This window comes from Arthrobacter sp. SX1312 (assembly GCF_002929295.1).
Classification (GTDB): Bacteria; Actinomycetota; Actinomycetes; order Actinomycetales; family Micrococcaceae; genus Arthrobacter_D.
The window spans coordinates 402,162-422,052 of sequence record NZ_PJIM01000001.1 but is presented as its reverse complement, the minus strand read 5'-3'; the positions used below and the strand labels follow the sequence as shown (position 1 = coordinate 422,052).

Annotated in this window: 18 protein-coding genes; 9 read left to right on the top strand and 9 right to left on the bottom strand. The window is 70.4% G+C overall.

The annotated features are described in order from the left end of the window. Positions 1 to 531: 531 nt before the first annotated feature. Positions 532 to 2,130 (bottom strand): ABC-F family ATP-binding cassette domain-containing protein, encoded by a 1,599-nt coding sequence (locus tag CXQ92_RS02045; RefSeq protein WP_104164855.1) that lies wholly within the window; start codon positions 2,128 to 2,130, stop codon positions 532 to 534. A gap of 167 nt (positions 2,131 to 2,297) precedes the next feature. Here CXQ92_RS02045 and CXQ92_RS02040 point away from each other — a divergent pair, with 167 nt between their 5' ends. The 3 genes from CXQ92_RS02040 to CXQ92_RS02030 are packed head-to-tail and all read left to right on the top strand — an operon-like array spanning position 2,298 to position 4,286. After that, positions 2,298 to 2,939 (top strand): biotin transporter BioY, encoded by a 642-nt coding sequence (locus CXQ92_RS02040; protein ID WP_104164853.1) that lies wholly within the window; start codon positions 2,298 to 2,300, stop codon positions 2,937 to 2,939. Continuing rightward, complete coding sequence (locus tag CXQ92_RS02035) at positions 2,932 to 3,624, top strand: energy-coupling factor ABC transporter ATP-binding protein (RefSeq protein WP_258069661.1); 693 nt, start codon at positions 2,932 to 2,934, stop codon at positions 3,622 to 3,624. The genes CXQ92_RS02040 and CXQ92_RS02035 overlap by 8 nt, the downstream gene beginning before the upstream one ends. Continuing rightward, positions 3,621 to 4,286 (top strand): energy-coupling factor transporter transmembrane protein EcfT, encoded by a 666-nt coding sequence (locus CXQ92_RS02030; RefSeq protein ID WP_258069660.1) that lies wholly within the window; start codon positions 3,621 to 3,623, stop codon positions 4,284 to 4,286. Before CXQ92_RS02035 ends, CXQ92_RS02030 begins: the two co-directional genes overlap by 4 nt. A gap of 158 nt (positions 4,287 to 4,444) precedes the next feature. On the opposite strand, the gene CXQ92_RS02025 is transcribed toward CXQ92_RS02030, so the two are convergent. The 6 genes from CXQ92_RS02025 to CXQ92_RS02000 all read right to left on the bottom strand — a co-directional run bounded on the left by CXQ92_RS02025 (position 4,445) and on the right by CXQ92_RS02000 (position 9,664). After that, complete coding sequence (locus tag CXQ92_RS02025; RefSeq protein ID WP_104120512.1) at positions 4,445 to 4,774, bottom strand: metal-sulfur cluster assembly factor; 330 nt, start codon at positions 4,772 to 4,774, stop codon at positions 4,445 to 4,447. 67 nt (positions 4,775 to 4,841) lie between these two features. Continuing rightward, entirely contained in the window at positions 4,842 to 5,603 is a 762-nt protein-coding gene (gene sufC / locus CXQ92_RS02020) for a Fe-S cluster assembly ATPase SufC (RefSeq protein WP_104164847.1), read from the bottom strand. 68 nt (positions 5,604 to 5,671) lie between these two features. Continuing rightward, a complete protein-coding gene (locus CXQ92_RS02015; RefSeq protein ID WP_104164845.1) occupies positions 5,672 to 6,031 on the bottom strand; it encodes a non-heme iron oxygenase ferredoxin subunit in 360 nt (119 codons plus the stop codon). Then, entirely contained in the window at positions 6,031 to 7,368 is a 1,338-nt protein-coding gene (gene sufD / locus CXQ92_RS02010; RefSeq protein ID WP_104164843.1) for a Fe-S cluster assembly protein SufD, read from the bottom strand. Before sufD ends, CXQ92_RS02015 begins: the two co-directional genes overlap by 1 nt. Positions 7,369 to 7,370: 2 nt before the next feature. Beyond that, complete coding sequence (gene sufB, locus CXQ92_RS02005) at positions 7,371 to 8,843, bottom strand: Fe-S cluster assembly protein SufB (protein WP_104164841.1); 1,473 nt, start codon at positions 8,841 to 8,843, stop codon at positions 7,371 to 7,373. Next, complete coding sequence (locus CXQ92_RS02000; protein ID WP_104166620.1) at positions 8,843 to 9,664, bottom strand: metalloregulator ArsR/SmtB family transcription factor; 822 nt, start codon at positions 9,662 to 9,664, stop codon at positions 8,843 to 8,845. Before CXQ92_RS02000 ends, sufB begins: the two co-directional genes overlap by 1 nt. A gap of 203 nt (positions 9,665 to 9,867) precedes the next feature. Between CXQ92_RS02000 and CXQ92_RS01995 the strand changes: the two genes are divergently transcribed. From CXQ92_RS01995 to CXQ92_RS01985, 3 genes are read left to right on the top strand one after another with little or no spacing between them, the layout of a single operon-like run. Then, positions 9,868 to 10,812, top strand: coding sequence for an ABC transporter ATP-binding protein (locus CXQ92_RS01995; protein WP_258069659.1), 945 nt, complete (start codon positions 9,868 to 9,870; stop codon positions 10,810 to 10,812). Next, positions 10,809 to 11,594 carry an ABC transporter permease gene (locus CXQ92_RS01990; protein ID WP_104164839.1) on the top strand — a complete coding sequence of 262 codons (786 nt, stop codon included), beginning with the start codon at positions 10,809 to 10,811 and terminating at the stop codon, positions 11,592 to 11,594. Before CXQ92_RS01995 ends, CXQ92_RS01990 begins: the two co-directional genes overlap by 4 nt. Positions 11,595 to 11,598: 4 nt before the next feature. After that, positions 11,599 to 12,570, top strand: coding sequence for a heme A synthase (locus CXQ92_RS01985; protein ID WP_104164837.1), 972 nt, complete (start codon positions 11,599 to 11,601; stop codon positions 12,568 to 12,570). Between the two features lie 26 nt (positions 12,571 to 12,596). Here CXQ92_RS01985 and CXQ92_RS01980 read toward each other — a convergent pair whose 3' ends face one another. Continuing rightward, a complete protein-coding gene (locus CXQ92_RS01980) occupies positions 12,597 to 13,496 on the bottom strand; it encodes a dihydrodipicolinate synthase family protein (protein WP_104164835.1) in 900 nt (299 codons plus the stop codon). 92 nt (positions 13,497 to 13,588) lie between these two features. Then, complete coding sequence (locus tag CXQ92_RS01975; protein WP_104164833.1) at positions 13,589 to 14,533, bottom strand: heme o synthase; 945 nt, start codon at positions 14,531 to 14,533, stop codon at positions 13,589 to 13,591. A gap of 342 nt (positions 14,534 to 14,875) precedes the next feature. Between CXQ92_RS01975 and tkt the strand changes: the two genes are divergently transcribed. From tkt to CXQ92_RS01960, 3 genes are all read left to right on the top strand, one after another. After that, complete coding sequence (tkt, locus tag CXQ92_RS01970) at positions 14,876 to 17,062, top strand: transketolase (RefSeq protein ID WP_104164831.1); 2,187 nt, start codon at positions 14,876 to 14,878, stop codon at positions 17,060 to 17,062. A gap of 64 nt (positions 17,063 to 17,126) precedes the next feature. Continuing rightward, entirely contained in the window at positions 17,127 to 18,236 is a 1,110-nt protein-coding gene (tal, locus tag CXQ92_RS01965; protein ID WP_104164828.1) for a transaldolase, read from the top strand. A 5-nt stretch (positions 18,237 to 18,241) separates the two neighbouring features. After that, positions 18,242 to 19,891 carry a glucose-6-phosphate isomerase gene (locus tag CXQ92_RS01960; RefSeq protein ID WP_104164826.1) on the top strand — a complete coding sequence of 550 codons (1,650 nt, stop codon included), beginning with the start codon at positions 18,242 to 18,244 and terminating at the stop codon, positions 19,889 to 19,891.

The following is a 19,891-nucleotide window of genomic DNA, read 5'->3' as shown; positions in this document are numbered from 1 at the left end:
CCTTGGAAAGCTGCTGCACAGCCCGGTGGTACGACCAAGTTACGTATCCCCTAAAGGCCAAACACGAGTAGCCGATACTCGAAAAGGTTTCTGAGAGTACCTATGGGAAATGCCGCGCGCGGGCCGTAGCTGTGACCCCCGGAGGGCGGTGGCAGCGACTCGAGGCGTCGCCGAATTCGAGGGCGGGACGTGGCGTGGCGCGGCGGAGGGGCGCGGCGACTGCCCCCGGCTGCACGGAGGAAGGGCGTTTCCGAGGCATGGGCCAACCCACCCGAGACGTGGCTCGCGGACGTCCGAAGGGACCCCCGCCCGAGGGTCGGGTGGGGCCCGCCGACCCTCGGGCGTGACACCGGCCGGGCCGGTCAGGACACATCCGACGGGGGTCGCCCGGGCGCGACGGCGGGCGGGAGGGGCGCCGCGGACCGTGCCGGGATACGGGCGCGGGACGTCACCGCCCGGCCGGAGACCGCCGCTCGCGGGAGGCCGCCGCTCGCGGGGTGCGCAGCGAGGACGTCGCTGGTCCCGGTACGGCTAGGCGAGGGTGACGAGCTCCAGATAGTCGTCGTTCCAGAGGTCCTCGACGCCGTCCGGCAGCAGGACGACCCGCTCGGGGTCGAGCGCGTCGACGGCGCCCTCGTCGTGGCTGACCATGACCACGGCACCGCTGTAGTTCTTGAGGGCCCCGAGGATCTCTGCTCGGCTTGCGGGGTCGAGGTTGTTCGTCGGTTCGTCCAGGAGGAGCACGTTCGCCGAGGACGCCACGATCGTCGCCAGGGCGAGGCGGGTCTTCTCGCCGCCCGAGAGCACGCCCGCGGGCTTGTCGACGTCGTCCCCGGAGAACAGGAAGGACCCGAGGATGCCGCGCACCTCGGCGTCCTGCATGTCCGGGGCCGAGGACTTCATGTTCTCGAGCACGGTGCGCTGCGTATCCAGCGTCTCGTGCTCCTGCGCGTAGTACCCGACCTTGAGCCCGTGGCCCGCGATGACCTTGCCCGTGTCCGGGGTGTCGACGCCGGCGAGCATCCGCAGGAGAGTCGTCTTCCCCGCACCGTTGAGTCCGAGGATCACCACCTTAGAGCCACGGTCGATCGCGAGGTCCACGTCCGTGAAGATCTCGAGCGAACCGTAGGACTTGCTCAAACCCTCCGCCGTCATCGGCGTCTTGCCGCAGGGGGACGGGTCGGGGAAGCGCAGCGCGGCCACGCGGTCCGAGGTGCGGACCGCGTCGAGGTTGCCGAGCAGCCGTTCGGCGCGTTTGGCCATGTTCTGGGCGGCGACGGCCTTCGAGGCCTTCGCCCGCATCTTGTTGGCCTGGTCCATGAGGACGTGCGCCTTCTTCTCGGCGTTGGCGCGCTCGCGCTTCCGGGCGCGCTCGTCGGTCTCCCGCTGCAGCTGGTAGCGCTTCCAGCCCATGTTGTAGATGTCGATGGTCGCCCGGTTGGCGTCCAGCTGGAAAACCTTGTTCACGGTCGCCTCGAGCAGTTCGACATCGTGGCTGATGACGATCAGGCCGCCCTGGTGGTTCTTCAGGAACTCCCGGAGCCAGGCGATGGAGTCGGCGTCGAGGTGGTTGGTGGGCTCGTCGAGGAGCATGGTCTCGGCACCGGAGAAGAGGATGCGGGCGAGCTCGACGCGCCGGCGCTGGCCGCCGGAGAGCGTCTTGAGGGGCTGGTTGAGGATCCGCTCGGGCAGTGACAGGTTCGACGAGATGGACGCCGCCTCGGCCTCCGCTGCGTACCCGCCACCCGCGAGGAAGGCGGACTCGATGCGGTCGTAGCGCGCCATCGCCTTGTTGCGCACCGACGTCTTGTCGCTGGCCATGTCCTCGTGCGCCTGGCGCAGCTCACCGACGACCTCGTCGAGGTTGCGGGCCGAGAGGATGCGGTCGCGCGCGAGCTGCTCCATGTTCGGCGTCCTCGGGTCCTGGGGCAGGTAGCCGATCTCGCCGGAACGGGTCACCGTGCCGCCGGCGGGGAGTGCTTCGCCCGCCAGGACCTTCGTGAGGGTCGTCTTGCCGGCGCCGTTGCGCCCGACGAAGCCGATCTTGTCGCCCTTGTCCACGCGGAAGGAGACATCGTCCATGAGCAGGCGGGCACCCGCCCGCAGCTCCAGCTTGGATACGCTAATCACGGTGAGGCCTTTCAATGGTGCCGGAGACGGCGTTTGTTGTAGGAATCCCACAAGGGATCCCCTGATGACCGGCGCTAGTCTCGGTACAGAAGCAGTGACGGCTGGAGGAAGTCGACAAATCACCGGATCAGCCGGTGCGACTCCGGTCCGCTGAAGGAGCGTGTGCCATGCAGCCAGCCGAGAAGACCGCCGCCGAGCCGGTCCGGAGCAGTCCATCACCCGGACGACGGTCCGGACGACGGTGGGATGCCACCGATCTCTCACTGGTCGCGGTCTTCGCCGCCCTCATTGCCGCCCTCGCAATCCTACCCGGTATCCCGGTGGGGCCGCTCGGGGTTCCCATCACGCTCCAGACCCTCGGCGTCATGCTCGCAGGGATCGTCCTCGGGCCCGCACGTGGAACGGCCGCCGTCCTGCTCTACCTGGTGGCCGGGCTGATCGGCCTGCCGGTCTTCAGCGGGTTCAGCGGAGGCTTCGGCGTCCTGGCCGGCCCGTCCGCGGGGTACCTCGTGGCCTTCCCCCTCGCGGCTCTCGTCGCGGGTCTCCTCGCCGTCGTCGTCCTGCGCCGGCAGCGGTTCCGGGCACCCCTCCTCTTCCTGGCGTGCCTCGCCGCGAGCCTGGTGACCATCCACCCGCTCGGTATCGCGGGACTCGTGGTCAACGCGGGGCTGCCCCTGCGGGATGCCGTGATCGTCGACGCCGCCTACCTGCCAGGCGATGTGTTCAAGAACATCCTGGCCGCGGTCATCGCCGTGTCGGTGCACCGCGCCTTCCCCCGGCTCCTCGCCGGGCGCGCACCCCGTGATTGAGTTCGCGGGGGCGCAGGTGCGCGTGGACGGCGGACGGACCATCCTCGAGGCGAGCCTCACGCTGCGCGAGCGGCGGGTCTCGGTGATCGGCGCCAACGGATCCGGCAAGTCGACCCTCCTGCGGCTCATCAACGGCCTGCTCGTCCCGTCGAGCGGTTCGGTCGGCGTCTTCGGCCGGGACACCCGGAAGGAGGGCCGCGCGGTCCGCCGGACCGTCGGCTTCGTGTTCACCGATCCCCTCTCGCAGCTCGTCATGCCCACGGGCCGCGAGGACGTGGAGCTGTCCCTGCGCGCCCGGAAGCTCCCCTCCGCCGAGCGCCGCCGGCAGGCCGAGGACGTCCTGCGGCGCTTCGGCGTGCACCACCTCGCCGACCGCAGCATCTACGACCTCTCCGGCGGCGAACGGCAGATCCTGGCGCTCGCCGTCGTGCTCGCCGTGGAGCCACGGATCCTCGTGGCCGACGAACCGACCACGCTCCTGGACCTGCGCAACGACGCCCTCGTCCGGGACATCATCGCCGGGCTGGAGCAGCAGGTCGTCTTCACCACCCACAACCTCGACTTCGCCCTGGAGGCCGAGAGGACCCTCGTCGTCGACGGCGGTGCCGTCGTCTTCGACGGCGTGCCTGCCGAGGCCGTGGCGTACTATCGCTCCCTGGTCGGACGGCCGGTGCGCGGCACGTGAGGGGTTTCGGCAGCACGATGGGCCTCTACGAGCCCGGCCGTGGCTTCCTGTACCGCACGCCGCTCCCCGTCAAGGCCGCGGCGTCCCTCGGCTGTGCGGGCATCGTCCTGGCCTGGCGTTCGCCGTTCGTCACCGCCGTCGCGCTGGTCCTGACCGTCGGCGCCCTGGTGGTCGGGGCACGCCTGTCCCCCGTGCGGATCCTGAGGATGCTCCTGCCGGCGGCACCGGTCCTCGTCGTCCTCGCGCTCTACCAGGGGTGGCTGCAGGGGTGGACCGTGGCGTTCGGCGTGTCGGGCGGGATCGTCGCCTGCCTCCTCGCGGCGCGGGCCCTGACCCTCACGACGCCCACGCAGGACATCCTCGACGGCGTGGCCCGGCTGGCCCGCCCCTTCCGCGTCGTGGGCGCGCAGCCGGAGCGCTTCGCCCTCGCGCTGTCCGTCATGCTGCGCAGCATCCCCTACCTGGCCGGGCTGTTCGTCGATGTCCGCGAGGCGGCGAAGGCACGCGGCCTCGAACGCAACCCGCGGGTCGCGGTGACTCCCCTCGTGATCGGCGCGGTCGCGTACGCGCACAGGACGGGCGAGGCGCTCACGGCACGGGGCCTCGGGGACCACGACGACGGAGACGACGAAGAGGATCCCGCGCCCGCGCCGGGAATGTAGTCTCCACCGGCCGGCGGCCGCTGCCTCGGTGGGAGGCGGGTCAGGACCTGCCTCCGCGGTGCACGACCCCGCGCACCAGGGCGAAACACCCCGACGGACGACGGGAGGGCGGTCCCAGCCAGTGCTGGAACCGCCCTCCCGTGCTGCCGTCGAACCGCTCAGATGTTGAAGCCGAGGGCCCGCATCTGGTCGCGGCCGTCCTCGGTGATCTTCTCGGGACCCCATGGCGGCATCCACACCCAGTTCAGGCGCCACTCGTCCACGACGCCGTCGAGCGCCTGGCCGACCTGCTCCTCGAGCACGTCGGTCAGCGGGCAGGCCGCCGTGGTGAGCGTCATGTCGATCAGGAGGGCGCCGTCCTCCGCGTACTTCAGGCCGTACAGGAGACCGAGGTCGACGATGTTCACGCCGAGCTCCGGGTCGATCACGTCCCGCAGCGCTTCCTCGATGTCATCCAGCGCGGTCTGCGCCTGCTGCACATCACTCATCGAACTCTTCCTCTCGGGCTGGTGTTCTGCGGTCGGCGCGCAGGACGCGCCGGGTCATGCTGTGGTCCTAGGCCTCGACCTGGGCCGTGAATCGATCGTAGCCCTCGTCCTCGAGGCGGTCCGCGAGTTCCGGCCCGCCCTGTTCGGCGATCCGGCCGGCGACGAACACGTGCACGAAGTCCGGCTTGATGTAGCGCAGGATCCGCGTGTAGTGGGTGATGAGCAGCGTACCCATCTCCCCCTTGGCGTGCTCGCGGTTGACGCCCTCGGAGACGACCTTCAGGGCGTCGACGTCGAGGCCAGAATCGGTCTCGTCGAGGATCGCGAACTTGGGGCGGAAGAGTTCGAGCTGGAGGATCTCCACGCGCTTCTTCTCGCCACCGGAGAAGCCCTCGTTGACGTTGCGCTGGGCGAAGTCCGCGTCGATGCGCAGCTGCGCCATGGCGGTCTTGACGTCCTTGGTCCAGTGGCGCAGGCTCGGTGCTTCGCCGTCGAGGGCCGTCTTGGCGGTCCGCAGGAAGTTCGTCATCGTGACACCGGGCACCTCGACCGGGTACTGCATGGCGAGGAACAACCCGGCCCGGGCCCGCTCGTCGACGCTCATCGACAGGACGTCCTCACCGTCGAGGGTGATCGTGCCGCTGTCGACCTTGTAGCGGGGGTGGCCGGCGATGGTCGACGCGAGGGTCGACTTGCCGGAGCCGTTGGGGCCCATGATCGCGTGGGTCTCACCGGTGTTGATGGTCAGCGTGACGCCGTTGAGGATCGGGACGTTGCCCTGCTCGGTGTCGATGCTGACGTGCAGGTCCTTGATTTCAAGTGTGGACATCGTGTTCTTTCTCCTTCGCCTGGCTGTCCAGGAGGTGTGCAGGAAGTAGGTGGGAGGTGCGGCGGCCGCTAGCCGAACTGGGGTGCGGCTGCTCCGTTGGTGACCGTCGTGACGTCGACGTAGACGTCGCCGTCATGGATCTCCAGCGCGAAGACCGGGACGGGCTCGTACGCCGGGAGTTGCAGCGGGGCACCGCTGCGGAGGTCGAACTGGGAGCCGTGGCCCCAGCACTCGATGGCGCACCCCTCGACGTCGCCCTCGGACAGCGAGATGTCCGCGTGCGAGCAGGTGTCGCCCAGGGCGTGGATCTCGCCGTCGGAGTCGCGGACGATGACGACGGGGTAGTCGTCGATGAGGACGCGCAGCGCCTGCTTGACCTGGATGTCGTCGACGCTGCAGATCAGTTCACCGCGGGGTGCCTCGGCCATCAGAGGTTGCCTGCAGCGAGTTCGCGTTCGACCGACTCGGAGAGTCGCTCCTCGAGCGCGGGGACCTTGATCTGCTGGATGACCTCGGTGAGGAAGCCGCGCACCACGAGGCGGCGGGCGGCCTTCTCGGGGATGCCGCGCGCCATCAGGTAGAAGAGGTGCTCGTCGTCGAACCGGCCCGTGGCACTGGCGTGGCCGGCACCCTCGATGAGGCCCGTCTCGATCTCGAGGTTGGGGACCGAGTCCGAGCGCGCGCCGTCCGTGAGGATCAGGTTGCGGTTGGTCTCGTAGGTGTCCGTGCCCTCGGCCGCCTTGCGGATGAGGACGTCCCCGACCCAGACGGTGTGCGCGTCCTGGCCCTGCAGGGCGCCCTTGTAGGTCACGCGGGACTTGCAGTTCGGGACGGCGTGGTCCACCAGGAGCCGCTGCTCGAGGTGCTGGCCGGCGTCGGCGAAGTACAGGCCGTACATCTCGACCTCGGCGCCGGGCGCGGTGAAGATCGACGACGGCGTGAGGCGCACGAGGTCGCCGCCGAGGCTGACGACGACGTGCTTGTAGCGTGCGTCGCGTCCCACCTTCGCCTGCTGCGAGGACACGTGCACGGCGTCGTCGTCCCATTCCTGGACGCTGACGACCGTGAGTTCCGCGCCGTCGCCCACCATGATCTCGACGTTCTGGGCGAGCGTCACCGACCCGGTGTGGTCCAGGACCACGACGGCCTTGGAGAAGGCCTCGGCACGGATGAGGACGTGCTGCGCGGCGGCGGCGGGCGAGGTCCCGGTCACGCCGACCATCACCTCGCCGTCGGCCACCGTCTCCCGGGGGATGGTGATGACCGTGGCCTCGGTGAAGGAGTTCCAGGCGGCGGCCGAGACGCGGTCCTCCGGCGTGGCGGTCGAGCCGAGGCGGGCGTCATCGCGGGACACCGTCTCCACGGTGACGTTGCCGGCACCGGTGACGGCGACGGCCGGGGCCGCGCCGGTCAGGGCGTCCGTGTGGAGGCCCCGCAGGCGCTTGAGCGGTGTGAACCGCCAGTCCTCCTCGAGGCCCGTCAGGGCGGGGAAGTCGGCGAGGTCGAAGGACCGGCGGCGCTCGCCGCGGGATGCCTCCGGGATCACGGGCGCGTTACCGTGGCTGTGCTTCTTGAAGCCGAGCTGCTCGACCCCGTCGTCGCCCCCGGGCAGGCTCTCGCCCTCCTCGGTGAAGCCGTCGATGACGGCGCGGGTGTCCACAGTGCCGGAGGGAGCACCTATGCGTGCCTTGTCGGCAGACCGTCCGAGTTCGGTCCGCTCTCCCTCGGACGTGGTGTCGGGTGAAATCTGGGTGGTGTCAGCCATTCCTAGCCCACGGCCCCTTCCATCTGCAGTTCGATCAGCCGGTTCAGTTCGAGCGCGTACTCCATGGGCAGTTCCCGGGCGATCGGCTCGATGAAGCCGCGCACGATCATGGCCATGGCCTCGTCCTCGGGGAGCCCGCGGGACATGAGGTAGAACAGCTGCTCCTCGCTGACGCGCGACACGGTGGCCTCATGGCCCATGGTGACGTCGTCCTCGCGGATGTCCACGTACGGGTAGGTGTCCGAGCGCGAGATGGTGTCGACGAGCAGCGCGTCACAGCGGACCGTGTTGGCCGAGTGCTTGGCGCCCTCGCGGACCTGGACGAGCCCCCGGTAGGCGGCACGACCACCGCCGCGGGCCACGGACTTCGAGATGATCGAGGACTTGGTGTTGGGCGCGATGTGGACCATCTTCGACCCGGTGTCCTGGTGCTGTCCCTCGCCGGCGAAGGCGATGGACAGGGTCTCCCCCTTGGCGTGCTCTCCGACGAGGTACACGGCGGGGTACTTCATGGTGACCTTGGAACCGATGTTGCCGTCGATCCACTCCATGGTGGCGCCCTCGTGGGCGATGGCGCGCTTGGTCACCAGGTTGTACACGTTGTTCGACCAGTTCTGGATGGTGGTGTAGCGGACGCGGGCGCCCTTCTTGACCACGATCTCGACGACGGCCGAGTGCAGGGAGTCGGAGGTGTAGATCGGGGCGGTGCAGCCCTCGATGTAGTGCACGTAGGAGTCCTCGTCCGCGATGATCAGCGTCCGCTCGAACTGGCCCATGTTCTCCGTGTTGATGCGGAAGTAGGCCTGCAGGGGGATCTCCACGTGGACGCCCTTGGGCACGTACACGAACGAACCGCCCGACCAGACGGCCGTGTTCAGCGACGCGAACTTGTTGTCCCCCACGGGGATGATCGTGCCGAAGTACTCCCTGAAGATCTCGGGGTGCTCCCGCAGCGCGGTGTCGGTGTCGAGGAACAGGACGCCCTGGCGCTCGAGGTCCTCGCGCAGCTGGTGGTAGACCACCTCGGACTCGTACTGGGCGGCGACACCGGAGACCAGGCGCGCACGCTCGGCTTCGGGGATGCCGAGCTTCTCGTACGTGTTGCGGATGTCCTCGGGGAGGTCCTCCCACGTGTTCGCCTGTTTCTCGGTGGAACGCACGAAGTACTTGATGTTGTCGAAGTCGATGCCGGAGAGGTCCGCGCCCCAGGCGGGCATGGGCTTGCGGTCGAAGTACTTGAGGCCCTTGAGGCGGAGATCGAGCATCCATTGTGGCTCGTTCTTCTTCGCGGAGATGTCACGGACGACTTCCTCGCTGAGGCCGCGGCGCGCGTTGTCGCTCGCCTCGTTCTTGTCCGCCCAGCCGTACTGGTAGGTCCCGATGCCCTCGAGCTCCGGGTTCTTCTCGAGGATGTCGCTGATCACCGACTCCGGCACTGCCGATGCAGCTGGCTTGCGGTCTACTTGATCCGTCATCACGGCCTTCCTTGCTGATGGATGGATAACGTTGCTGGGTTGCTGGGCTGGGCGGTCCCCGGATCCGCCTTCGCGGGTCCGGGGGCGTCCGGGCCGACCGGCACGGCCGGGGCCGCCGTCGTGCGTCCCAGGGGAATGTGGGTGGTGCAGACGTGCCCGCCGCCGGCCAGGGTGGAGAGCCGCCGGACGTCGACGCCGAGCAGGCGGGCGAAGACGCCGGTCTCCTGGTCGCAGAACGCCGGGAAGGCCGAGGCCAGTCCCTGGATGGGGCAGTGCCCCTGGCAGAGCTGCACGCTGAGCATCACGGGGCGGGTCGCCGCCGGGACGGTCCGCGGTGCGCCCGCCGGCGGCAGGCCCACCGTCTTGGTGGATCCGACGAAGCCGTCGGTGGTCAGGGCGCCGGCGAGGGCGTGGGCCCGCGCGGCGAGGTCGGGGCCCGCGGCCTCGACGATCGGCCGGTAGCGCTCCTCCATGCCGGCGAACCGCGTGCGGGCGAACTCCTCGATGGCTTCCGGGCCCGCCGCCTCCCCGAGCTGCGCCAGTGCAGCGACGGCGATGTCGAGGTAGTCGTTGCCCATCTTGGCCTGGCCGCGCCGGCTGAGGACATAGCGCCGGGCCGGGCGTCCCGCGCCCGTGGTCGATCCACGCACGCGCTTGACCTCGATGAGGCCGTCGGAGGAGAGGGCGTCGAGGTGGCGCCGCATGGCGGCGGGCGTGAACCCGAGGCGGTCGCCGAGCTCGGCCGCGCTGACAGGGCCGCGTTCGAGGACGGCCGACAGGACCCGGTCGCGCGTACGCTCGTCGGTGTCCGGCGAGACGATCTGGGCGGTGCGCGCCGACGTGGGGACGTCAGGAGGGACGGCCGCCGGAACGGCGGCGCGGGGCGATGCGGTCACGGTCCATTCCCTCCGTCGGCGACAAAATACACAACATAAGCATGACCTAATGTATTCCGCCCCACCACTTAGGCGAGGCTACCCATCGGGCCCGCCGTCCCGCCTACTACCTGCCGTAGAATAATCGGGTGCCGACATCTTCCCCCGCCCTCGAGATCGATGGTCTCGTCAAGGACTTCGGCCCGGTCGGGGCCCTCGACGGCCGGATGGTCCGCGTGCTCGACGGCGTGAGTCTGCGGGCCGAGCACGGCGCCGTGACGGTCCTGCTGGGAGCCAACGGCGCCGGCAAGACGACGACCCTCGAATGTGCGCAGGGCCTGCAGCGCGCCGACGGCGGCCGGGTCAGCCTCCTCGGCGCCGATCCCTCCCGGGCCACGCCGCACCTGCGGGCGCGCGTCGGGGTGATGCTGCAGGACGGCGGACTCCCGCCGTCGGTGCGCCCGCTGGCCCTCCTGCGCCACGTCGCGTCCATGTACGCCGATCCCCTGCCCGTCGACGCCCTGGCGGAGCGCCTGGGCCTCGACGAGTTCGGGGCCGTCTCCATCCGGCGCCTCTCCGGCGGGCAGAAGCAGCGCCTCGCCCTCGCCTGTGCCCTCGTGGGACGCCCCGAAGTGGTCTTCCTCGACGAACCGAGCGCCGGCCTCGACCCGCAGTCCCGCACCATCGTGTTCGAGCTCATCAGGGAACTCCGTGCCGACGGCCTGGCCGTCATCCTCACCACACACCTGCTCGACGACGCGCAGAGACTCGCCGACTACGTCTACATCCTCGAGGGCGGCCGCACCGTCGCCGAGGGCACGGTCGCCGAGCTCACGGCCGACGCCGACGGCGCGCGCGAGTTGCGCTTCGAGACCGTGCCCGGGCTGTCGTTCCCGCCCGATCTCCTCCCCCATCTGCTCCAGCGTGAGACGGAGCCGGGACAGTACGTCCTCCGCGGACCGCTCACGGCCGACGACGTCGCCCGCCTGGCGGGGTGGTGGGTCGCCTGCGGCGTGATGCCCACGGGCATCTCCATGGCACCGCGCTCGCTCGAGGACGTCTTCCTCGACATCTCCGGACGGAGCATCCGATGACCCTCTCCGCACCGGTCCCCGCCGGCACCCCGGCGGCCCGCGGGGCCGCGGCCCCGCTGCCCACCCGGGTCCTGCGCCATGGCGCGTACGAGGCCCTGGCGATGCTCCGCAACGGGGAGCAGCTGGTCCTCGCGATCGTGCTGCCGCTCCTGGCGCTCGCGGCGCTGGTCATCACGCCGCTGCTGGACGCCTACGGGGCGGACCGGATCGACGTCGCCGCTCCGGGCGTCCTCGCCCTCTGCACGATGTCCACGGCCTTCACGGGCCAGGGCATCGCCACGGGATTCGACCGCCGCTACGGCGTCCTGCGCTTCCTGTCCACGACGCCGCTCGGCCGGTCGGGGCTGATCCTCGGCAAGGCCGTCGCGGTCGCCGTCGTCCTCGCCGTGCAGCTCGTCGTGATCGGCTGTGCCGCAGCCCTGATGGGCTGGACGCCGGAGCCGGCGGGGATCCTGCCCGCGGCCCTGCTGCTGCTCCTCGGTTCGGCAGCCTTCACCGCGCTCGGGCTCCTCGTCGCCGGAACGCTCCGCCCCGAGGCGACGCTCGCGGTCACCAACCTCGTGTGGATCCTGCTCGCGGCGGCGGGCGGCGTGATCATCCCGGCGGCCAGCCTGCCCGACGCTGCCGAACCGTTCATCTCGGTGCTCCCCTCCGCCGCCCTGGGCGACGGCCTCCGGAGCGCCCTGGCGGACGGCGTGTTCGATCCCATCGCGTGCCTCGTGCTCCTGGCCTGGGCCGCCCTCGCTAGCCTGGCGGCCATCCGCTGGTTCAAATGGAGCTGACAGCATGACTCTTCCCGCGCTCTCCCGCCTCACGGGCGCCCTCCCACGCACCACCACCCCTGTGGTGCGACGGCTGGCCGTCGCCTCCCTCGTCTCGCAGATCGCGATCGTCGTGACCGGCGGGGCCGTACGCCTCACCGCGTCCGGACTCGGCTGCCCGGAGTGGCCGCGCTGCACGGCCGACTCGATCGTCACCACGCCGGAGATGGGCTTCCACGGCGTCATCGAGTTCGGCAACAGGCTCCTGACCTTCGTGCTCGTCGTCATCGCCGTCGCCATGATCGTCTCCGTGCTCGGCATGCGGCGGCAGCGCAAGGACCTGTTCCGCCTGTCGATCGGCCTCTTCCTCGGCATCCCCGCGCAGGCGGTCATCGGCGGCATCACGGTGTGGACGGACCTGAACCCCTGGGTGGTGGGCCTCCACTTCGTGGTCTCCATGATCCTCGTGGCCGTCGCGACGGTGCTCGTCAACCGTGCACGGATCGACACGGACCAGTATCGGACCGGGCGCCCGCCCGCCGCGCCGCCGCTGCTGCGCCAGCTGCTCCTGACCTCGACCGTGCTGACGTCGATCACGATCCTGCTCGGCGTCGTCGTGACGGGATCCGGCCCGCACGCCGGCGACCACGGTGCCGCCCGCAATGGCCTCGACTCCGACCTGATGACGCGCCTGCACGCCCTCCCGGTGTACCTGCTGGTCGCCACGGTGGCCCTCGCCGTCGTCGTCGCCTACCGGGCCGGCGTCCACGCGAAGCTGCGCAGGGCGGTCGTGCTGCTCGCCGCGGTGGTGCTGGTGCAGGGCGCCATCGGGTACGTGCAGCACTTCCTGCACCTGCCCATCGCCCTCGTGGCGCTGCACATGCTCGGCGCGTCGCTGCTCATGTCCGCGGCCGTCCACGCGCAGTACACCGGGACCACGACCCGGACCCTGCCGGGGACGGCGGCGGCGACCAGGGTGCCGCAGGCCGTCTCCTAGCGGAAGCGCCGCACCCCACGTCCGGGTCAGTCGTCGTCGAACTCCGCCTCGAGGACGTCGAGGAGCCGTCCCAGTTCGCGCAGCTCGGAGCCCGGGCTCGGCAGCAGGGGCGGGCGGGGATCCCCCGCGGCGATGCCGCAGGCGCGGGCCAGGAGGTGCAGGCCGCTGATCCTGCGCAGTCCCGCGACGTGGTCCACGAGGGGCGCGAGGACGCGCCGGACACGCTCGGTCTCCGCCCGGTCACCGGCGACGACGGCCGCCCGGAGCCGGGAGTAGTAGTTCGGCAGCAGCGCCGCCGGCCCACTGTGCCAGGCATCGGCCGACACCTCGCCGGTCATCATCAGGAGGTCCCCGCTCACGCCGTGGCTGAGCGGTGCCGTGACGAGCCGGGACAGTGCGGAGTGCCGGGCATTGAAGGTCCCGGCGTCCGCGGCGGTGTCCTTGAACGCGACGACGTCCGGCAGCGACGACAGCTCGGCGACCACCTGCAGCGAGTAGTCGAACTGCGTGGTGCCCGGGTTGTTGTAGAGGCAGATCGGCAGATCCGTCGCGTCGTCCACCGCGCGGACCTGCGCCAGGACCTCGTCGTCGGTGAGCGGTACGTAGGAGACCGGTGAGAGCACCAGGCCGGCCGCTCCGGCGGCCTGCGCGTCCGTCGCGGCCTCGAGTACCTCGCGCGTGCCGACCGAGCTGATGCCCACGGCCACGGGGAGCCTGCCGTCCACGGCCTCGATGGCGGTGCGCGCCACCCGGGCCCGTTCACCGCGGTCGAGGTAGGCGAAGCTCCCGGAGGAGCCGAGCACCGCGAGGGCGTCGACGCCGAAGGAGGAGAGTCCGTCGACGAGGATGCGGAGGTCCGTGTAGGAGACGGAGCCGTCCGGCAGGAACGGGGTGAGGGGGTAGGCGATCAGGCCTGTGAAGTCCATGGGTGCAAGCCTAGGGCCGGCAGTGCCGATCCGTGCCGGCACTACCGGGATCCGGTCCCCGTGACCGGCACCCGGTAGTCGGCGGTGCCGCCTCAGGCGAGGACTGCCGGGCCGACGAAGGGGTCGATGGCGAGGGCGAGGAAGAGGACCGTGAGGTAGCTGATCGAGCCGTGGAAGACCTTCATCGCGGCCTTCGGGTGCAGCTCTCCGCGGTGGGCGAGCGAGTGCAGCCGGTGGGCTTCCCGGATGAACCAGGCGCCGCCCGCCACCGCGGCGACCGTGTAGACCCAGCCTGCGCCGGCCGGGACCAGCAGGAGCGAACAGGCCGCCATGGCCCAGGCGTACAGGACCACCTGGACGGAGACCGCGCGGGCCCCGGCGATCGCCCCGAGCATCGGCACGTTGGCGGCGTTGTAGTCGTCGCTGTACTTCATGGACAGGGGCCAGTAGTGCGGGGGCGTCCACAGGAAGATGATGAGGAACAGCACGACGGCGGGCCACTCGACGGCGTTGGTGACCGCGGCCCAGGCGATGAGGACGGGCATGCAGCCCGCTGCTCCGCCCCAGACGATGTTCTGCGACGTGCGCCGCTTGAGGACGAGCGTGTAGACCACCACGTAGAGGAAGATCGCCGCGACGCCCAGCATGCCGGCGAGCGGGTTGGCCCCGAACCAGAGCACGGCGATCGCCACGACGCCGAGGATCCAGGAGAAGACGAGCGCCTCCCGCGGCGTGACCTCACCGGTGACCAGGGGTCGGTTCTCCGTGCGGTGCATCAGCTTGTCGATGTCGCGGTCGATATAGCAGTTGAACGCCCCGGCGCTCCCTGCCGCGAGGGCGCCGCCGATCATGGTCGCCAGGATCAGGCCGACCGGCGGGAACCCGCCCTGCGCGAAGATCATGGTGGGAAGGGTGGTCACCAGGAGAAGTTCGATCACGCGAGGCTTCGTCAGCGCCAGATAGGCCTTCGCTTTGCGACCGAAACCCTGACGGGCCTGCGGGGAACGTGCCGGAGCAGGAGCCTGCTGGGTGTTCACAAGGCAACACTTTCGTTTTTTCCGGGGTAAAAGACAAGGTCCATCATACCCTTTTACGCCCTGTAGAAATCGGCGGCGGGATCCCGTCCATCAGGCCCTCCGCGCCACCACGGATCGTGCTGGACGACTTTGTTCGACACCCACGTCCCGTGGCGGGCCGGACGGGATAGTGTGGGTTGGAAAGCCCGCTGCGGAAGTGTGCCCGGAACAAGCGGTCCCGGCGCAGTGCTGTCCCGACGGGCTCGACAATCGCAGCATTCAATGGTGAACGGCCAGCCCGACGGCGTGCCTGAAGGCACGTCCCCGTCGCCGGCCGTTCCGGACTGAGAGGGGCCCGGAAACGTGCCGCAGACGCAAGAGCAGGAACTGACCTGGACCGAACTCGACCAGAAGGCGGTCGACACGGTCCGCATCCTGGCGGCGGACGCCGTCGAGAAGGTGGGCAACGGACACCCGGGAACGGCCATGAGCCTCGCGCCGGCGGCCTACCTCCTGTTCCAGAAGCTCATGCGGCACGATCCCTCGGACCCCGAGTGGACGGGACGCGACCGTTTTGTCCTCTCCCCCGGCCACACCTCGCTCACCCTCTACATCCAGCTCTTCCTGTCGGGCTACGGCCTCGAGCTCGATGACCTGAAGGCCCTGCGCACGTGGGGCTCCCTCACCCCGGGCCACCCCGAGTACCGCCACACCAAGGGCGTGGAGATCACCACCGGTCCGCTCGGCCAGGGTCTCGCGACGTCGGTCGGCTTCGCCTACGGCCAGCGCCGCCAGCGCGGCATGTTCGACGCCGACGCCCCCGCGGGCACCAGCCCCTTCGACCACACCATCTGGGTCATCGCCTCCGACGGCGACCTGCAGGAGGGCGTGACGTCCGAGGCGTCCTCGCTCGCCGGCCACCAGCAGCTCGGCAACCTCGTGGTGCTCTACGACGAGAACCACATCTCCATCGAGGACGACACCGACATCTCCTTCACGGAGGACGTCCTGAAGCGCTACGAGGCCTACGGCTGGCACACGCAGCGCGTGGACTGGACGAAGACCGGCGCCTACGTGGAGGACGTCGCGGAGCTGTACTCCGCGCTCGTTGCGGCGAAGAACGAGACCTCCCGGCCGAGCATCGTGTCGCTGCGGACCATCATCGGGTACCCGGCGCCGAACAAGCAGAACACCGGCAAGATCCACGGCTCGGCCCTCGGCTCGGACGAGGTCGCAGCCCTCAAGGAGGCCCTCGGCTTCGACCCGGAGAAGCACTTCGACGTCGACCCCGAGGTCCTCGAGCACGCCCGCGGCGTCGTCCGTCGCGGCTCCGAGGCGCACAGCGCCTGGCAGGAGGGTTTCGACGCCTGGACGGCCGCGCACCCCGAGGAGACGGCTCTGCTCGAGCGCATCCAGGCCCGCACGCTCCCCGAGGGCTGGGAGGCGTCCCTGCCGACGTTCGAGGCGGGCAAGGACATGTCCACCCGTGCCGCGTCCGGCAAGGTCCTCACCGCGATCGGCCCCGCGCTCCCCGAACTGTGGGGCGGCAGCGCCGACCTCGCGGAGTCGAACAACACCACGATCGAGGGATCGCCGTCGTTCATCCCCGAGAGCCGCCAGACCAAGTCCTGGTCCGGCAACCAGTACGGCCGCGTGCTGCACTTCGGCATCCGCGAGCACGCCGCCGCGGCGATCGTCAACGGCATCGTGATGCACAGCAGCACCCGCGCCTTCTCCGGCACCTTCCTCATCTTCAGCGACTACCAGCGTCCCGCCGTACGCCTCGGCGCCCTCATGGGCGTCCCGGCGATCTACGTCTGGACCCACGACTCCATCGGCCTGGGCGAGGACGGCCCCACGCACCAGCCCGTCGAGCAGCTCTCCTCGCTGCGCGCCATCCCCGGGCTCGACGTCGTCCGGCCGGGCGACGCGAACGAGGTCGCCGTCGCCTGGCGCACCATCCTGGAGAACACGGAGAACCCGGCAGGGCTCGTCCTGACGCGCCAGAACATCCCCACCTACGAGCGGGGCGAGGGCGCCGCCGACGGCGGGACGTTCGGCTCGGCCGAGGGTGTCGCGAAGGGCGGCTACGTGCTCGCCGAAGCGACGAACGGCTCCCCCGACGTCATCCTCATCGGTACGGGCTCCGAGGTCCAGCTCGCCGTGGAGGCCCGCACGGCCCTCGAGGCGCAGGGCATCGCGGCACGCGTCGTCTCCATGCCGTGCCTCGAATGGTTCAACGCACAGGACGCCGGCTACCGCGAGAGCGTCCTGCCCCGCACCGTCCGGGCGCGCGTGTCCGTCGAGGCGGGCGTCGCGCAGAGCTGGCACGGGATCGTCGGCGACGCCGGCCGCATCGTGTCCCTCGAGCACTACGGTGCCTCGGCCGACTACAAGACCCTCTACCGCGAGTTCGGCATCACCGCCGACGCCGTCGTGGCGGCGGCGAAGGACTCCCTGGAGGCTGTCGCCGCCAATCCCCTGGCGCCCAACGGCTCCCCGGCCCTGCCGTCGGGCCACCGCGCCACCGAGACCGGCGACCAGCAGTAACCACCCCACCCGTTCCAACCGTCCAGCACACATCTTCCGCGGCAGCGGACAAGGAGCACACACCATGACTACCCCCACAGCTGATCTCTCGGCCGCCGGCGTCTCCATCTGGCTCGACGACCTCTCCCGGGAGCGCATCAACTCGGGCGCCTTCAAGCACCTCATCGAGGACCGCAACGTCGTCGGCGTCACCACCAACCCGAGCATCTTCGCGGCCGCCCTCAAGAAGGGCGAGTCCTACGCCTCCCAGGTGGGCGCCCTCGCCGAAGCCGGAGCCGACGTCGACCAGGCCGTCTTCGACATCACCACCCACGACGTCGCCCAGGCCTGCGACATCTTCGCCGCGGAGGCCAAGCGCACCAACGGTGCCGACGGTCGCGTGTCCATCGAGGTGGACCCGCGGCTCTCCCGCGACACCGCGGGCACCGTGGCCGAGGCCAAGCGGCTCCACGCCAAGGTGCAGCGCACCAACGTCCTGATCAAGATCCCGGCGACCGTCGAGGGCCTGGAGGCGATCTCCTCCACCTTGGCCGCCGGCATCAGCGTCAACGTCACCCTGATCTTCTCCCTCGAGCGCTACCGCGCCGTCATCAACGCCTTCATGGTCGGCCTCGAGCAGGCCCGGGAGAACGGCCACGATCTCTCGAAGATCACCTCGGTCGCGTCCTTCTTCGTCTCGCGGGTGGACGCCGAGATCGACGCCCGCCTCGATGCGATCGGCACGGACGAGGCGACGGCGCTCAAGGGCAAGGCCGGCCTCGCCAACGCCCGGCTCGCCTACCAGATCTTCCAGGAACAGTTCTCCTCGGAGCGCTGGCAGGTCCTGGAGGCCGCAGGGGCGAACGCGCAGCGCCCCCTCTGGGCCTCGACGGGGGTCAAGGACCCGAACCTCCCGGACACGCTCTACGTCACCGGCCTCGTCGCGCCTCACGTGGTCAACACGATGCCCGAGAAGACCCTCGAGGCCACGGCGGACCACGGTGTCATCGAGGGCGACACGGTCACCGGCACCTACGACGAGTCCAACGAGACCCTGAACCGGCTCGACGCGATCGGCATCTCCTACGACGAGGTCGTCGACCAGCTCGAGACCGAGGGCCTCGACAAGTTCGTGGCCAGCTGGACCGAGCTCCTCGAGACCGTGCAGGCCGCTCTCGACGCAGCGGAGGGCTGATCCCCATGGGCTCCTTCGCTCTCACCGCCACCGGTGCCGCACTCGCAGCCGTGGAGACCGCCGTCCCGGCCCTCGTGAAGGACCGCTTCGCCTCCCGCCTGATGGCGAAGGACGCGACGCTGTGGGGCACCGACGCCGAGTCCGAGGCGTCGGTCCGCCTCGGGTGGATCGACCTGTTCGAAGGCTCGCGCGCCCTCCTGCCGGAGATCACGGCGCTCCGCGCCGACCTCGCGGCCGAGGGCGTCGACCGGATCGTGCTGTGCGGCATGGGCGGATCCTCGCTCGCGCCGGAGGTCATCACGAAGGAAGCGGGCGTCCCGCTCGTGGTCCTGGACGCCACCGACCCCGATCAGGTGCGTGCAGCCCTCGAGGAGGACCTGCAGCGCACGGCGATCGTCGTGTCCTCGAAGTCCGGCTCCACGGTCGAGACCGACTCGCAGCGCCGGGTGTTCGAGCGGGCGTTCACGGACGCCGGCATCGACGCGGCCTCGCGGATCGTCATCGTCACCGATCCGGGGTCGCCCCTGGACGAGGCCTCGAGGAAGGCCGGCTACCGGAAGGTCTTCACCGCCGACCCGGAGGTCGGCGGCCGCTACTCGGCCCTCACCGCGTTCGGCCTGGTGCCGTCCGGCCTGGCGGGTGCCGACATCGAGACGCTGCTCACCGACGCGGAGGACAGCGCGGAGTTCCTGGGCGACGACGTCGAGGACAACGTGGGGCTGCAGCTCGGCGCTGTCCTGGGCGGGACCCTCCCCCTGCGGGACAAGATCGTCTTCGCGGATGCCGGCTCGGGGCTGCCAGGTTTCGCCGACTGGGCCGAACAGCTCATCGCCGAATCGACCGGGAAGCTCGGCACCGGCCTGCTCCCCGTCGTCGCCGCCGGCGACGCCCCGGAACTGGCGGAGGTGGCGGACGACGTCCTCCCCGTGGTCCTCGCCCCCATCGACGAGGCCCCCGGCGACGAGCTCGCCGAGGGCACGCGCGTCACCGTCAGCGGCGCCCTCGGAAGCCAGATGTTCGTCTGGGAGTACGCGGTCGCCGTCGCCGGCCGTCTGCTGGGCATCAACCCGTTCGACCAGCCCGACGTCGAGGCCGCCAAGACGGCCGCGCGCGGCCTGCTGGACGCCCAGCCGGAGCCGGCCCCGGCCGCCTTCGTCGACGGGGCGGTCGAGGTCCGGGGGGACGCCGAGCTCCTCGGCGCCTCGACAACGGTCGCCGAGGCGCTCCGGGCGCTGCTCGCCACCCTGCCCGGGAACGGCTACCTCTCCGTGCAGGCCTACCTGGACCGTCACGGCCAGGCGGACCTCGAATGCGTCCGCGCCCCGCTGGCCGCCGTCACGGGCAGGCCGGTCACCTTCGGCTGGGGCCCGCGCTTCCTGCACTCGACGGGTCAGTACCACAAGGGCGGTTCGCCGATCGGCGTGTACCTGCAGCTGACCGGCGTGGCCGGCGCCGACCTCGCGATCCCCGAGCGCCCCTTCACGTTCGGGGAGCTCATCACGGCGCAGGCCGCCGGGGACGCCCAGGTGCTCGCGGACCACGGCCGCCCCGTGCTCCGCCTCCATCTGACGGACCGCACGGCGGGTGTCGCACAGCTCCGGGACGCCATTTCCACCCTCACCGGATCCGGCGAGGGTCACCACGAGAACGGGTGA